The organism is Chengkuizengella sediminis (genome assembly GCF_010078385.1).
Lineage (GTDB): Bacteria > Bacillota > Bacilli > Paenibacillales > KCTC-33759 > Chengkuizengella > Chengkuizengella sediminis.
Window position 1 is genome coordinate 395,820 of sequence record NZ_SIJC01000003.1, and the last position, 15,979, is coordinate 411,798.

General features: G+C 34.9%; 15 protein-coding genes. 10 read left to right on the plus strand and 5 right to left on the minus strand.

Annotated elements, in window-relative coordinates; translation table 11 throughout:
- Nucleotides 1-17: 17 nt before the first annotated feature.
- On the minus strand, nucleotides 18-548 hold the full coding sequence (locus tag EPK97_RS08990; RefSeq protein ID WP_162036277.1) for a toast rack family protein: 531 nt from the start codon (nucleotides 546-548) through the stop codon (nucleotides 18-20).
- Entirely contained in the window at nucleotides 521-718 is a 198-nt protein-coding gene (locus EPK97_RS08995; RefSeq protein WP_162036278.1) for a hypothetical protein, read from the minus strand. The genes EPK97_RS08990 and EPK97_RS08995 overlap by 28 nt, the downstream gene beginning before the upstream one ends.
- Nucleotides 719-1,132: 414 nt before the next feature.
- Here EPK97_RS08995 and EPK97_RS09000 point away from each other — a divergent pair, with 414 nt between their 5' ends.
- Nucleotides 1,133-2,158, plus strand: a complete 1,026-nt coding sequence (locus EPK97_RS09000) for a GDP-mannose 4,6-dehydratase (protein WP_162036279.1) — start codon at nucleotides 1,133-1,135, stop codon at nucleotides 2,156-2,158.
- 97 nt (nucleotides 2,159-2,255) lie between these two features.
- On the opposite strand, the gene EPK97_RS09005 is transcribed toward EPK97_RS09000, so the two are convergent.
- Nucleotides 2,256-2,972 carry a toast rack family protein gene (locus EPK97_RS09005; RefSeq protein ID WP_162036280.1) on the minus strand — a complete coding sequence of 239 codons (717 nt, stop codon included), beginning with the start codon at nucleotides 2,970-2,972 and terminating at the stop codon, nucleotides 2,256-2,258.
- 395 nt (nucleotides 2,973-3,367) lie between these two features.
- Entirely contained in the window at nucleotides 3,368-4,051 is a 684-nt protein-coding gene (locus EPK97_RS09010; RefSeq protein WP_162036281.1) for a uracil-DNA glycosylase, read from the minus strand.
- Nucleotides 4,052-4,281: 230 nt separating this feature from the next.
- Between EPK97_RS09010 and EPK97_RS09015 the strand changes: the two genes are divergently transcribed.
- The 9 genes from EPK97_RS09015 (at nucleotide 4,282) to EPK97_RS09055 (ending at nucleotide 15,065) form a co-directional block, all read left to right on the plus strand.
- Nucleotides 4,282-5,532, plus strand: a complete 1,251-nt coding sequence (locus EPK97_RS09015; RefSeq protein ID WP_162036282.1) for an MFS transporter — start codon at nucleotides 4,282-4,284, stop codon at nucleotides 5,530-5,532.
- A gap of 54 nt (nucleotides 5,533-5,586) precedes the next feature.
- Nucleotides 5,587-6,357: an arylamine N-acetyltransferase family protein gene (locus EPK97_RS09020; RefSeq protein WP_162036283.1), complete on the plus strand. Its 771-nt coding sequence runs from the start codon at nucleotides 5,587-5,589 to the stop codon at nucleotides 6,355-6,357.
- A 108-nt stretch (nucleotides 6,358-6,465) separates the two neighbouring features.
- A complete protein-coding gene (locus EPK97_RS09025) occupies nucleotides 6,466-7,245 on the plus strand; it encodes an arylamine N-acetyltransferase family protein (RefSeq protein ID WP_162036284.1) in 780 nt (259 codons plus the stop codon).
- Nucleotides 7,246-7,323: 78 nt separating this feature from the next.
- Nucleotides 7,324-8,613 (plus strand): phytoene desaturase family protein, encoded by a 1,290-nt coding sequence (locus EPK97_RS09030; RefSeq protein WP_162036285.1) that lies wholly within the window; start codon nucleotides 7,324-7,326, stop codon nucleotides 8,611-8,613.
- A gap of 39 nt (nucleotides 8,614-8,652) precedes the next feature.
- Nucleotides 8,653-9,513 carry an RNA polymerase sigma-70 factor gene (locus EPK97_RS09035; protein WP_162036286.1) on the plus strand — a complete coding sequence of 287 codons (861 nt, stop codon included), beginning with the start codon at nucleotides 8,653-8,655 and terminating at the stop codon, nucleotides 9,511-9,513.
- 159 nt (nucleotides 9,514-9,672) lie between these two features.
- Nucleotides 9,673-10,449 carry an SDR family NAD(P)-dependent oxidoreductase gene (locus EPK97_RS09040; RefSeq protein ID WP_170295494.1) on the plus strand — a complete coding sequence of 259 codons (777 nt, stop codon included), beginning with the start codon at nucleotides 9,673-9,675 and terminating at the stop codon, nucleotides 10,447-10,449.
- Between the two features lie 154 nt (nucleotides 10,450-10,603).
- On the plus strand, nucleotides 10,604-11,836 hold the full coding sequence (locus EPK97_RS09045) for an aminopeptidase (protein WP_162036287.1): 1,233 nt from the start codon (nucleotides 10,604-10,606) through the stop codon (nucleotides 11,834-11,836).
- Between the two features lie 90 nt (nucleotides 11,837-11,926).
- Nucleotides 11,927-13,159 carry an aminopeptidase gene (locus EPK97_RS09050; protein WP_162036288.1) on the plus strand — a complete coding sequence of 411 codons (1,233 nt, stop codon included), beginning with the start codon at nucleotides 11,927-11,929 and terminating at the stop codon, nucleotides 13,157-13,159.
- Nucleotides 13,160-13,406: 247 nt separating this feature from the next.
- Nucleotides 13,407-15,065, plus strand: a complete 1,659-nt coding sequence (locus EPK97_RS09055; RefSeq protein ID WP_162036289.1) for an L-lactate permease — start codon at nucleotides 13,407-13,409, stop codon at nucleotides 15,063-15,065.
- Here the strand turns inward: EPK97_RS09055 and EPK97_RS09060 are convergent.
- Complete coding sequence (locus EPK97_RS09060; RefSeq protein WP_162036290.1) at nucleotides 15,017-15,904, minus strand: DMT family transporter; 888 nt, start codon at nucleotides 15,902-15,904, stop codon at nucleotides 15,017-15,019. The two genes, EPK97_RS09055 and EPK97_RS09060, sit on opposite strands and share 49 nt — an antisense overlap.
- Nucleotides 15,905-15,979: the final 75 nt, after the last annotated feature.

Sequence of the window (15,979 nt, forward strand, 5' to 3'; positions counted from 1 at the left end):
CTCATTGAGTCATTGTTTTATTTCACTTTAAAAACAACTTCACCAATACCTAAATCTGCTTCAATTTTAATATGATGACTATCAGAGGCGTCGTATGCTTCATTCACATAAAACCCATCACCTAGTGATATTAAATTTATAAAATCAGCTGCAACAATTCCCTTATCAGATTCAATGATAACTCCAATATCAGATGGCAATATAATGGTGGAACTACCTATACCCGTAGTAAGCACTGCATTGAAACTCTCTTCCCATTGACCACTGATATCAATTGTAATTTCATCCACACCTGCATCAACCTCTAAATTTTTTAATTGAAGTCCACGCAAATCTAGCTCTGTTTCTGAAACACCTGCATCGATTTTTAAATCTATTGGGATTTCATTGGTTAGTTTTAAATCCCAGCTATTTTCAACGTCACCAACATTGTTGAATCCAAAATTACCTTCATTTTGTTTAATCACAGCCTGACCTTTATTTTCTATAAGTTCATAGGTAACTTCTGGATCTAAATTTTCTACATTATATTCGATAATTCCTTCCATCCATTCGTCTGCTCCTTCAGAGATGTGGTAATATATAGACCCATTTGACCTCTATTTAATTTGTTTAAAATTCGATTAATGTGTTTCATTTCTACAGGTGTTGAAGCTTCCGATTTTCTAACTTCTCCAATGTAATCCATTTGTAGTGGGATTAAACCTTCAATATTCATACGCCAGAGAATAAAAAAGATGTTTTTATAAGAGACATGTATTCTTTAAAGGAACTTTTCATATTTAAAACCTTTTCACATAAAGCAAGAATGACTCCCTGAAAAACCTCAGTCGATAAAGAGTTTAATTGTTCTATACGGCAGCTTCCTGTGATAACTTCTGTGGTTTTAGATAGAATTATATTTTCAATAGCTTGTACTATTTCTGTTGATTTAGTTAACTATATGAACCTGGAGATTTATGACGTTTTTTTAGTCTCTTTTACTGAAAAGAAAAAGGTCTTAAGCTGAACCTGTGGAAAACACGAATTTATCCACAAACTGTTAACAACAAATATATGTTCTATATTTTTTTATTCCAATCATATACTATTTTGATGTTCTCATTTATCGATAGGAAGGGAGTAGATATCATTGTCCTCACAAAACCAAATATTAGTCACAGGCTGTGCTGGATTCATTGGTTACCATCTTACAAAACGTTTATTACATCAAGGTTACTCCGTTATAGGGATTGATAATTTAACACCATACTATGATGTTTTATTAAAGAAAGGTCGTTTAAAACAACTTCTTCCTCATGAAAACTTCACTTATCAACAAATCTCCATTGAGGATGGGGGTAAAATAAATAAAATTTTTTCAGAAAGTAAATTTATGTCTGTCGTTCATTTAGCTGCTCAACCTGGGGTTTTATATAGCTTTGAAAATCCTCAAGCTTATATTGATACGAATATAACTGGATTTCTAAATATATTAGAGGCTTGTCGTAATCATCAATCTGAACAGCTGATTTATGCTTCTTCAAGCTTTGTTTATGGGGCAAACACAGAAATGCCATTTTCAGAAAAACATCAGGTTGATCACCCCCTTAACTTATATGGCATGACTAAAAAAAGTAATGAATTAATGGCATACACATATACTTCTCAATTTGGCACGCCTACAATTGGATTAAGGTTTTTTACAGTCTATGGCCCTTGGGGACGCCCTGATATGGTTTTATTTTTATTTACGAAGTCCATTTTAAGTGGCAAAACGATTAAAGTTTATAATCATGGGAATATGAAAAGAGATTTCATATATGTTGATGATATTATAGAGGGCATCGTTCGATTGATTGAGAAAAACAACATGAAGACCCAGGATAAGATATCCACAAAACTACATTCAAATGCAAAGGTTTTACCTTATAAAATCTATAACATTGGAAATCAGAATCCAATAGATTTAATGGAGTTTATTGAGGTATTGGAAAAGAAACTAGGTATTCAAGCCAATAAAGAACTTCTCCCTATGCGATCAGGGGATTTATCTGAAACATATGCGGATGTAGATAGGTTAATTAAGGATGTGGGCTATAAACCAAAAACTACAATTGAGGAAGGAATCAGTCGTTTTGTAGATTGGTATTTGGAGTATTATGAAGTGAAAAGATAAGGAATAGACCGCCCCTCTATTTTATTAGGGAGTTGCGGTCTATTTCGATTTGAATTTATAAGCCTTGTTAGGATGTTACGCTCATTGAGTCATTGTATTATTTCACTTTAAAAACAACTTCACCAATACCTAAATCTGCTTCAATTTTAATATGATGACTATCAGAGGCGTCGTATGCTTCATTCACATAAAATCCATCACCTAGTGATATTAAATTTATAAAATCAGCTGCAACAATTCCCTTATCAGATTCAATGATAACTCCAATATCAGATGGCAATATAATGGTGGAACTACCTATACCCGTAGTAAGCACTGCATTGAAACTCTCTTCCCATTGACCACTGATATCAATTGTAATTTCACCCACACCTGCATCAACCTCTAAATTTTTTAATTGAAGTCCACGCAAATCTAGCTCTGTTTCTGAAACACCTGCATCGATTTTTAAATCTATTGGGATTTCATTGGTTAGTTTTAAATCCCAGCTATTTTCAACGTCACCAACATTGTTGAATCCAAAATTACCTTCATTTTGTTTAATCACAGCCTGACCTTTATTTTCTATAAGTTCATAGGTAACTTCTGGATCTAAATTCTCTACATTATATTCAATAATTCCTTCCATCCATTCGTCTGCTCCTTCAGAAACTTGCAATTCACCTATACCAATATCTAAAGTTACCTCTAATTCTGTGGAATTATCTTTTTTAATCTCAATTGTTTCCGTCTCTAAACTTCCAACCACCACATCGCTACATCCAGTTAAAACTAGTAAAAAAACCAGCATCATTCCTAAAAACGTTTTTTTCATTATGTTCCTCCCCTTTTAATCATTTCCAATTTCTTAATATATTTGATTTTGTTACAGCAAATAATATGGAACCATCAAATGTTCTTAACATCTGATGGTTTTCACACATACCCATATTATGTTATTTTAACCATTTTCATTACAATTAAGAGTTAATCATTTGTACTCCATAATTATGCTGTTAAAAATGACCGCCCTTCATATGTCTTATTAATAGCATTGTAGGACATTTCAGGGTTTACCAAAACATACTTCCGACTAGTTCTAACCTGGACTTTGGTCTAGATCAAAAAGTATATAAAAAATAGACCGCCTTCTATTTCCCATTAGGTTGCGGTCTATCTCAAAATTGACTTTATGCCTACCGCATTTACTGCGGCTATTGTATGAGACCGTCAGGTGTTTGTACCCCAGTTTATCTCTTCTTTCCCCTTCCTCCTCAAAAATGCATTCACTTTTGAAAAAGGGGAACTGCCAAAAAAACCTCGATGTGCTGATAATGGACTAGGATGAGGTGCTTCAATAATATGATGTTGTGGTGCAGTAATTAACTTTCGTTTCATTTGAGCGGGTTTACCCCATAGTATAAACACAACGGGTTCAGAACGATCATTTAATGAGATCATCACTTGATCCGTAAATGTCTCCCACCCTTTCCCTTTATGAGAATGAGCTTGTCCTTCCCGGACTGTTAAAACTGTATTTAATAATAAAACACCTTGTGCAGCCCATTTTTCGAGACAGCCATGTTCAGGAATTGGGAAACTCAGGTCATCACGCAACTCTTTAAAAATGTTTTTTAAGGACGGTGGTGTCTGTACTCCTTGTTGTACCGAAAAACTTAAACCGTGTGCTTGATTCTGTCCATGATATGGATCTTGTCCAAGAATAACCACTTTTGTATTTTCGTATGAGGTATATTGTAAAGCATTAAAAATATGTTCTTTTGGTGGATAAATAATCTGAGTTTCATACTCCTCTCGTAAAAACTGCACCAATTGTTGATAGTATTCTTTTTCAATTTCTTCTTTTAAGACCATCACCCAGTCGTTTGTGAAGCTGGAGACATCTAGATTCATAGTAAGCAGCTACTTTCTTTAAATAACTTACACACCTTTTCAATCACTTTTTCAAATGTGAAATCACAGAACTAGTCCGAACTTTTTCTCTATGTTTGGAATCTTTTTTGTCATTATATCATACGAAAGTTGTAGATGATTTTAAAGCTTAGTGATGAGGCGAATCCATCCTCTGAAGCTTATAATTTACATATAAAGACATCAAAAACAGAGGAGAGGAGCCATCCATCATGACTTCCATTTTTCAAGATCAACGTTTTATCAAAATATTAACTGCTAATGTTTTTTCATCCATTGGTTCAGGAATTACGATGTTTGCTATACCATGGGTATTTGTCACTAGGGAGGGTGGAGCAAATGCTTTTGGGTATGTTTCATTGATTACAACCATCGCTTTATTTTTTGCAGCACCCCTCATTGGTAATTTGATAGATTATCATTCCAGAAAGAAATTACTATTATGGGGGCAAATGATTGGTTTTACAGTGGTCGGTTTATTTTCACTAATCGGTTTTTTGGGTGTTGAATATCAGACTTGGCATTTAGTGATTTTATTTTTAACAGGATCATTTTATTTTTCATTATTTTATCCAACGATGTTTGCAATGAATCAAGAAATCTTTGACCGCAGTTTATACAAAAGTTTAAACGGCATGATGGAAATTCAAGGGCAGTTATCTACTTTCATCGTTGCTGGAGGGATTGCGAGTATCTTACTTGGTAGACTAGACTTACACTGGATATTATTCATAGATGCTGTTACCTATACGATTGCGTTTATGATTTTATACACGATCCCATACATCCAATCCAACCGAACCCATACTGAAAGAAAATCATTTTGGGGAAAAATGCATGAAGGATATGTTTACCTCAAGGATCATCCGTTACTCTTTTTCTTTTTATTATCTGCGTTCATCCCATTCATTACTGTCATGGTTACAAATTATGTCTTTCCTATTTATATTGAATCAACACTACAAGCAAGTGGCAGTATTTATGGATTACAAGGAATGTTATTTGGGGTCGGCTCCCTTCTTGCAGGAATTTTAATCCCTGTGTTCATCAAACGATTTGGCAATACTCAGATTATTCTCATAGGTATTATTACCTTTACGATTTCTATGATACTTGTCTCCATTTTCCCATTTACCTTATTGTTTTTAATTCTTTCCATATTTCGAGGATTTGGTAATGCAAGTACCAGAGTAGCACGAAATACACTAATGATGGAAACGATCCCTAATGAAAAAATGGGAAGAGTAAACAGTTTATTTGAAACGATGGGTCTTATGCTCAGGATCACATTGATTGGTAGCTTTACAGTGATGATTCCTAATACTGGTACAATACCAGCTGTATCTATATTAAGTTTAATACTAATTATTTCTGTTTTTATAGCTATGATGAGCAAACGTTACTTTAATGAAACCTCAAACACAAAGGTTAAAGCTGGAATGATGGATATCCCATCAAAGTAAAATGCAACCGAAAGAAGGTTCCTTTATTTAAAATCCGAAAAGGAAGGTGTAGTTATGAAAAATATGAATGTAAATGAATATTTAAAAAGAATAAAGTTTCAATCTAGAACTGGTGATGCTTTTGAAGATTTAAAACAGTTACAAACACAAAATTTATATCATGTACCATTTGAAAATTTGGATGTGATAAATAAGGTCCCCATTCGATTAGATCTGTCTCATATTTATCATAAAATCGTACGTAATCATAGGGGTGGGTTCTGTTATGAAATCAATGGATTATTTCATTGGTTACTAAAACAACTTGGTTATGAAGTGAAAATGATCTCATCAACAATTGCTAGAGAAAAAAATCAGTGGTATATGGAAAACACACATTTAGCTAATATAGTAACTATGAATAATGTTGAATATTTGATAGAAGTTGGAGCTGGGGATACCGTTCGATCTCCAGTCCCTCTAACTGGAGATGTTGTTGAAGATATCAGTGGAAAATATAGAGTGCATCCTGTTGGGGAGTTTTTACACTTACAAAAACTCATAGATGATGAATGGACTGCAGAATATCGTTTCACAACTACACCCAGAATATTTTCTTTTTTTGAAGAGGTTTGCAAGTTGAATCAAACCAGCCCGGAATCTCACTTTACACAAAAAATAATTGTAACAAAAACAAATCAGACAGGAAGAATTACATTAACTAATCATGAGATCATCACAACGATAAATGGTGAAAAATCGAAAAAGGAATATCAACAACATGAACGTCCTGATTTGTTAAACAACTTGTTTGGTATTGATATGCATCAGAAACATGAATGGTGAACCTAACATAAATTCAACTTTAAATTTTTTACAAAAATGTTCTCAAAATGTCACAAAACGCCCTCGCTCCTCGTCGTGTAGTTACAATAGTGAGGAGAGTGATTCAAGATGACTACAAATAAAGACATGAATGTAAATGAATATTTAAAGAGGATAAAAGTTCAATCTAAAACAGGAGATGTTATTGAAGATTTAAAGTTGTTACAAACACAAAATCTATATCATGTACCCTTTGAAAATTTGGATGTGATAAATAAGGTGTCCATTCAACTAGATTTGCCCCAGATTTATCATAAAATCGTACAAAATCATAGGGGAGGTTTCTGTTACGAACTTAATGGAATATTTCATTGGTTACTAAAACAACTTGGTTATGAAGTGAAAATGATCTCATCAACGATTGCTAGAGAAAAAAATCTGTGGTACATGGAAAACACACATTTAGCTAATATAGTAACTATGAATGGTGTTGAATATTTGATTGATGTTGGGACTGGATATACAGCTCGTTCTCCAATACCCTTAACTGGAGAAATCATTGAAGATATCGGTGGAAAATATAGAATTTATCCTGTTGAGGAATCTTTACATTTACAACAACTCATACATGATGAATGGGCTGCAGTTTATCGTTTCACTACAACACCTAGAACATTTTCATTTTTCGAAGAGGTTTGTAGGTGGAATCAAACCAGTCCAGAATCTCCCTTTACTCAAAAAAAGGTTGTAACGAAAGCAACTGAGACTGGAAGAATTACATTAACCAATCATGAGATCATCACAACGATAAATGGTGAAAAATCAAAAAAGGAATATCAACAACATGAACTTCCTGATTTACTAGACAACTTATTTGGTATGGATATGTATCAGAAGCAATCTAAATAATATAACCTTTCATTTCATTGTCACAAAACATTCTCGCTCCTCGTTATGTAAGTAAAACATAGAGGAGAGTGATTTTAAATGACTGAAAATCAACAAAAATGGGATGTAATCATTATAGGCGGAGGCATTGCAGGGCTTACCGCTTCCGTTATTTTAGCCAAAGAAAACAAAAAAGTACTCATTCTTGAAAAAGCAAAACAAATCGGCGGTCGTGCTGCTACTATAGAAAAAGCAGGTGGTTTGTTAAATTTAGGACCGCATGCGATTTATCCAAATGGACCCGGTGTAAAAATCCTTGAGGAATTAAATATCACATTAAACGGGGGTTCTCCAGCTTCAAAAGGGACACTTTTGTATGAAAATAAAACCTATCCATTAACACTAAGTCCAGTCGCTTTATTAACCTCCAAACTATTAAAATGGAAGGAAAAAAGGGAATTCATCAAATTAGTCAGTGGATTAAACAAAATAAATACACAGTTCATACAAAATATCAGCTTATATGATTGGGTTGAAGCTCATCTAAAGGAAGAGAAAGTGAAAAAATTATTCTACATGTTATGTAGGCTTTCTTCGTATTGCAATGATCCAAAGCGATCAAGTGCTGGTATAATCATAGAACAGGTGAAATTAGGCTTAACTGGCGTTCGATACTTGGATGGCGGGTGGCAAACACTCGTTGATCAACTCAAACAACAAGCCTTATCTTATGGGGTAACCATCAAAGAAAATCACCATATCACTGAACTCCTCGGAGCTAGTCCTGATATCACATTAATTGATAGTTTGGATGAGACATTTACGACAAAACATGTCATTTCTACATCCACACCAGCGAATACTTTATCCATGGTAAAATCGGAAAAGTTGTCATCTACTTTAAAACTGTATCGTGACCTCTGCATACCTGTGAAAGGCTCTTTCTGGGATATCGTATTGAAGAAAACAACGAATCTTAATGTTAAATTTGCACTAGGACTAGATGAACCACTTTACTATTCCAATCAATCAGCCGTAGCTAATCTTGCAACAGAACCAAATCTACACGTCATTCACCTTGGTAAATACTTACCTACAGATGAAAAACTAGATCCTAAAAAAAATCACAATCAATTAAAGAAATTTCTAGATAAGATAGAACCAGACTGGGAGGAAGAAGTTGTTTTTCAACGATACTTGCCTTCTTTGACAGTTTACAATGCACTACCATCAACAAATATGCCTAGTATAAATTCTGAAATTCCCGAGATTCCAGGATTATATGTAGCAGGAGACTGGGTGACTACAAAAGGTCTGTTAGTAGATGCCTCTATCACAAGCGCTAAGTCCGCAGCCGATGCCATTATAGAACAGGCAAAAACCATGTAACATGTAATGTGACTATTACCATGAAAGGAGAAACTCGTCATGAAAGAGCTATTTGATTCCTATCGACCATTATTATTTTCTATAGCCTATCGCATGTTAGGAACGATTGTAGATGCTGAGGATATCGTTCAAGATACCTTTGTAACAGCAAGTACAAGAAATCTTGAACACATCGAAAATACAAAAGCGTATCTCTGTAAAATCACTACCAATCGTTGCCTAGATGTTTTAAAATCAGCGCGGAAAAAAAGAGAAGTATATGTGGGGCCATGGTTGCCAGAACCGTTAGTTATGGATCATACTCATCAGGACCCTACGAAAGATATCATTGGAAAAGAATATCTTTCAACCGCCTATTTATATATGATGGAAAAACTCACTCCCATCGAAAGAACGGTTTTCATTTTACGTGAGGTATTAAACTTAGATTATCAAGAAATAGCAGAAATCACAGAAAAAACTGAATCCAACTGCCGCAAGATTTTTAGTAGAACAAAACAAAAAATTAACCTTAACCAAAATGAAACCAGCTTCACTTATGAGGAAAATGAAAATATCGTCACAAGATTTTTAAATGCATTATCTACTGAAAATGCCCAACAGTTAACTCAATTATTATCAGAGGATGTAGTCCTATATTCCGATGGTGGTGGTAAAGTGATTGCAGCTATAAATCCAATCAAATCACGCTCTAGAGTCCTATCTTTCCTATTAGGAATCTCAAAAAAAGCAACTCAAAAAACCGAAATTAAACTAACCAACATCAATGGTCAGCCTGGATTTATCGCTTATGAAAACAAGATACCAGTAAATGTTACAACTTACCGCATTGAAAACAATAAAATAAAAGAAATATATACGGTAAGAAATCCAGATAAATTAGCGAATATAGTTTATTAACAAGCGATCCTCCAATTAAACCTACGCCGAATATTGTTGGAAAATAAATGCCATATTAAACTGGATACTGACTGATTGCCGCTCTCAAAAGTTGAAAACATGCGATTTGAAAAGAAAGCGTTTAAATGGTTTAATTGAAAGAAAAAGGGAGAAAACATAATGGAGTATAAAAATAAAACAGCACTCATCACAGGTGCTTCTTCAGGTATTGGAGAAGTATTTGCGAATAAACTAGCTGGACAAGGAATGAATCTAATTTTAGTCGCTCGTTCTGAGCAGAAGTTAGAAGAACTAGCTAAACAATACCATGATAAATATGGTGTAAAAACCTATGTCATTGTTTCAGATTTAAGTAAAGAAAACGCTGGAAAAGAAGTTAAAAAAGTGGTGGAAGAGCTTAACCTTCATGTGGATATGCTTATTAACAACGCGGGTTTTGGACAAGTTGGCAGTTTTATATACAATGATCTAGAACAAGCGCATGGTCAGATCATGGTAAATGTCAGTGCACTTGTAGATATGACATACCTCTTCGCAGCAGACATGGAAAAAAAGAGGGAAGGAGCAATTATCAACTTAGCTTCCACAGCTGCATTTCAACCACTTCCAAAGATGGCCGTGTACGGTGCAACGAAAGCTTTTGTATTATCCTTTTCCGAAGCCTTGTGGAGTGAATTAAAACCAAAAGGTGTAAAAGTACTGGCAGTTTGTCCTGGAGCAACTGCTACGAATTTCTTTGAGGTTTCTGGGGGATTTGGTGCGAAAAACATGAGAACCTCAGAGCAAGTTGTAGATACTGCAATGAAAGCTTTAAAAAAAGGGAAAAGTTATGCCATTGATGGGGTAGGAAACTACTTCGTTGCAAACTTGCCTAGGTTCTTCCCTCGACAACTGATTACAAAAATAGCTGGAAGGGTCATAAAACCTAGTAAGTAATGCTTAAAACGCTACTTTTTTGGAGTAGATTGTACCCCTTTACTCCAATGACTTGAAACACGTAAGCGCTATTGTTAATCTGAACATATAAGATCTTTCATTCATTACAACATACATATAATGAAAAAATTTCCATGAAGGTGGTATTTTATTAATGAGCAATTTTGAACGTAATTTAGAAAAATACGCTGAAGTTACACTAAAAGTAGGCGTCAATATTCAAAAAGGTCAAAAGCTACTAATTCGCTGTGGATTAACTGCTGCGGATTTCGTACGTTTATTAACGAAAAAGGCTTATGAGTTAGGTGCAAAGGACGTTATTGTTGATTGGAAGGATAGCGAGATTACTCGTATTAAATATGACAACGCGCCATTAGAATCATTTCAAGAATTCCCTGCTTGGGTTGCCCAAGGTTACACAGAACTTGTAGAAGAAGGAACCGCTGTTCTTTCTATTTATTCAGATGATCCAGATTTATTAAGAGGGGTCGAAACTCCAAAGATTGCTGCAGCTCAAAAAGCTCAAGGTCAAGCATTAAGCAAATTCCGTGAGTATATCCAATCGGATAAAACAAGCTGGAATATCATTGGGGTATCTTCAAAAGTATGGGCAGCTAAAGTATTTCCAGATGTTCCAGAAGAGGAGCAAGTTGAAAAGCTTTGGGATACCTTTTTTAGTATTACAAGAGTAGATCAGGATGATCCTATCCAAGCATGGAAAGACCATGATAAAAAGTTGCATGACAAAGCAGACTTTTTAAATGAGAAAAAATATAAATTTTTACATTATGAAGCACCAGGTACAAAATTAACGATCGAATTACCTGAAAAACATTTATGGTTAGGCGGAAGCTCACCAAATGAAAAAGGCATCGATTTCTTTGCTAACATTCCAACTGAAGAAGTATTCACTGCACCTTTGAAAACAGGTGTTAATGGTTATGTCTCCAGTACTAAGCCGCTAAGTTATGGTGGTAATTTAATTGATAATTTCAAAATCACTTTTGAAAACGGAAAAATCGTAGATTTTGAAGCAGAACAGGGCTATGATACTCTAAAAACTTTGATTGAAACAGATGAAGGTTCACACTTTTTAGGTGAAGTGGCGCTAGTTCCACATGATTCACCGATCTCAAATTCCAATCTCATTTTTTACAACACATTATTTGATGAAAATGCTTCCAATCACCTTGCGATCGGTAGTGCCTATGCGTTCAGCTTTGAAGGTGGTAAACAAATGACAAGAGATCAGCTTGCTGAGTTAGGGGCAAACAATAGTTTAGTACATCAGGACTTCATGGTTGGTTCCGCAGAAATGAACATTGATGGCGAAACAGCGGATGGAAAGAGAGAACCATTATTCCGTAACGGAAACTGGGCGTTTTAATTATAACTGAAATCATCCCCCACTTCACTTGTTTTCAATTGAAGCGGGGGTTTTATATTTTTTTATTTTCAATAAAGGTGGTATTTATAAATGACTCATTTTGAACGTAATTTAGAAAAATATGTTGAAATCGCACTAAAAATTGGTGTCAATATTCAAAAAGGCCAAAAACTTTTAATAAAATGTGATCTTACAGAAGCAAATTTTGTTCGTTTATTAACAAAAAAAGCTTATGAATTAGGAGCACAGGATGTTATCGTAGACTGGAGAGATAGTCAAATCACCCGCGTCAAGTATGATATGGCACCAGTAGAATCATTTAAAGAATTTCCAACTTGGAAAGCCAATGGTCACACTAAACTTGTAGAGGAAGGTGCTGCAGTACTATCCATAGTATCAGACGATCCAGATTTATTAAAAGGGGTTGACACTGAAAAAATTGCTGCATCCCAAAAAGCAGGAGGACAAGCTTTTAAGAAATTCGGTGAGTACATCCAAGCTGACAAAACAAGCTGGAATGTTTTAGCCACACCTTCAAAAGCATGGGCAGCCAAAGTATTTCCAGACGTGCCAGAGGAGGAACAGGTTGCAAAGCTTTGGGATGCCATTTTCAAAATTGCAAGAGTAGATGTAGATGACCCTATTCAAGCGTGGAAAGAACATGATGAAAAAATACATAACAAAGCAGACTTTTTAAACGAGAAAAAATACAAGTATTTACATTATGAAGCGCCAGGTACAAAACTTAAGATAGAACTTCATGAAAAACATCTTTGGACAGGCGGAAGTTCGCAGAATGAAAAAGGCATCGAATTCTTTGCCAACATGCCAACAGAAGAGGTATTTACATTGCCATTAAAAACAGGTGTAAACGGCTATGTTTCCAGTACAAAGCCGCTAAGTTATGGTGGTAATTTAATAGATAATTTCAAAATCACTTTTGAAAACGGAAAAATCGTAGATTTTGAAGCAGAGCAAGGCTATAATACATTAAAAACTTTAATAGATACAGATGAAGGATCGCACTTTTTAGGTGAAGTTGCGCTTGTTCCACATGATTCACCGATCTCAAATTCCAATCTCATTTTTTACAATACGTTATTTGATGAAAATGCTTCCAATCATCTTGCAATCGGTAGTGCTTATGCATCTAACCTAGAAGGTGGCACCCAAATGACTAGAGAAGAGCTAGACCAACTAGGAGCAAACGATAGCTTAACCCATGTAGATTTCATGATCGGATCTGATAAAATGAATATTGATGGTGAAACAGCGGATGGAAAAAGAGAACCATTATTCCGTAACGGGAACTGGGCGTTTTGAATACAATAATAAATGGCAATGCCGCCGATCCAAACCCAAATAAACCATAGAACCATAAAACCTTCTAAATCACTAATCATGTGAATTAGAAGGTTCTTTTTTAGTTTAATATTCCAACTGAAGGGAATATTAGACCATCTGTTTGAGAATCATATAAAAATTAAATTTGTATGATACAATATCTAAAATACTTACAAAATATTCAAATACTTACATAACAAAAATATTCAAAAAGGAAGTACATAACATGGACATTTTACAATGGATCACAGCATTAATGCCTGTCTTATCTGTGTTTATATTTTTAGTCATTTTGCGTATTCCTGCTGCAACAGCAATGCCGATCAGTTTTTTGGTAACAGCCATATTTACTTATTTCTTTTGGGAGGTGTCCTTACAACATATCGCTGCTTCATCCTTACAGGGTGTGATTGTTGCCTTTTCAATTTTATATATCGTTTTTGGAGCGATCCTACTTCTAAATACGTTAAAAAATAGCAGAGCCATGGACTCTATACGTACAGGATTTATGAACATTAGTTCAGATGCCCGAGTTCAAATCATTATTGTAGCTTGGTTATTCGGTGCCTTCATTGAAGGTGCTGCTGGATTTGGTACACCTGCAGCAATCGGTGCACCTCTTTTGGTAGCGCTTGGATTTGCTCCTTTACCTGCTGTTGTTTTAACACTAGTTGCTGATAGCTCTCCAGTAACTTTCGGCGCAGTGGGGACACCTATGTTAGTAGGAATCGGACAAGGATTACAAACGGAAGGTGCACTTGCTCCAAATGTAAATGCTTATTTACAAAATGAACAGCTCACTTTAATGGAATATGTAGCTAACATTGCAGTTCAAGTGGCATGGATCGATTTATTTGTTGGTTCCTTTATTCCTTTATTATTAGTTGTCATTTATACAAAGTTTTTTGGAAAAAATAAAAGCTGGAAAGATGGGTTAGCCATATGGAAATTTGCTTTATTCGCTGGATTTAGTTTTTCCATTTCATCATTGCTTGTTGCTATACTATTAGGACCAGAATTCCCATCCATTATGGGTGGTTTTATAGGTTTAATATTAGTCATTCTTGCTGCGAAAAAACAGTTTTTATTACCTAAGATTCCATATGAACTAGAACTTGAAAATTCAAAAGAGAATGATCTTGATCAAAACGATAATACCGTAAACCAACCCTCCTTATTCAAAGCATGGATTCCCTATTTAATAGTACTTCTATTACTCGTCATTACCCGGATTGAAATCCTCCCATTCAAGGAGTGGTTAAAATCTTTTAAAATTACATGGGTAAATATTATAGGCACAGAAATTAGCACAGAACTCGAACCGTTATATTTACCTGGCACAATTTTTATCGTTACTGTATTGATTTCCTTTATAATATATCGTTTTACAAAACAACAAGTCTTCTCTACAATCAATACATCCTTAAAAACCATGGTTGGCAGTTTGATTGCGCTTGGGACAGCCGTTCCGATGGTACGGATTTTTATAAATTCAAGTATTAATGAGTCTGGTTTATCAAGCATGCCGATTGAACTTGCTAACTCTGCTGCCGAAACACTTGGACAATCTTGGCCTCTATTTGCACCTTTTGTTGGGGCACTCGGTTCTTTTATTTCCGGGAGTGCAACATTCAGCAATATGATGTTCTCCTTGTTTCAGTTCAGTACTGCGGAACAAATTGGGTCTAATCCAGATATTATTGTATCGTTACAAGCACTTGGAGCAAATGGCGGAAATATGATCTGTATTTTAAATGTGGTCGCTGCTGCATCTGTAGTCAATTTATACGGTAAAGAAGGTACAATCATTCGATATACGATGTTACCAATGTTGTACTACTGTTTACTAGGCGGAGTCATTGGATTTGTCCTGTTGGCAATATGATTATTTTTAACAAACATATAAAAGGCAGCGCTGAAAATGACGATATAACCAACAATACTGAATACATCCGGTGTTTGACTGAAGATGATCATACTAATCACTGCCGAAAATACAACATTCATATAGAAAAAGATAGAAATCTCATTTGCAGGTGCAAATTTATAAGCAAGTGTAATGCCGAATTGTCCAACTGTGGCAAACACCCCAGCTAATAATAAATAAATCAGCTGTTGTAAACTCATCGGTTCATAAAAAAGGATCAAAAAAGGAAGCAAAATCATGGTGGAAAAAGCCGAGAAATAAAAAACAATCGTATAGGACTTTTCCTTCTTTCCTAAAACCCTTAAAGTCGTATACGCTCCTGCTGCAAAAATAGACGATAATACGCCCATCATATATGGGAAAACATCCACCGAAAATTGCGGTTTAATAATGAACAACGTCCCCAAAAAAGCAATCGTAATTGCGACGATTTGGTAAGACTTGGCCTTCTCCTTCAAAAAGATAGCACAGAAAATGATCAATAAAAAAGGACTTAGTTTATTTAACATGTCTGCATCTGAAAGAACAAGATGGTCAATGGAATAAAAGAAAAATAAAATACCCAACGTTCCTAAAACGGATCTTAATAATAAAATCGATTGATTCTCACGTTTTCCAAACAAACTCTCCTTATAATAAACAACCATCCCAAAAGAAATGATCGCAGAAATGAGATTTCTAAAAAATGTTTTTTGTGTTGTAGGTAAATCACCTGAAAGTTTGACAAACATCGCCATCAATGAAAACCCAAGCGCTGCTAGTATTAGTAAAATGATTCCTTTGTTTTTATCTGTCATCTAGTGGGTACACCTTTCTCCAGTACAATGCATGTATTGTACCACAAATGTACCTCAACTAACGAATCACTATCT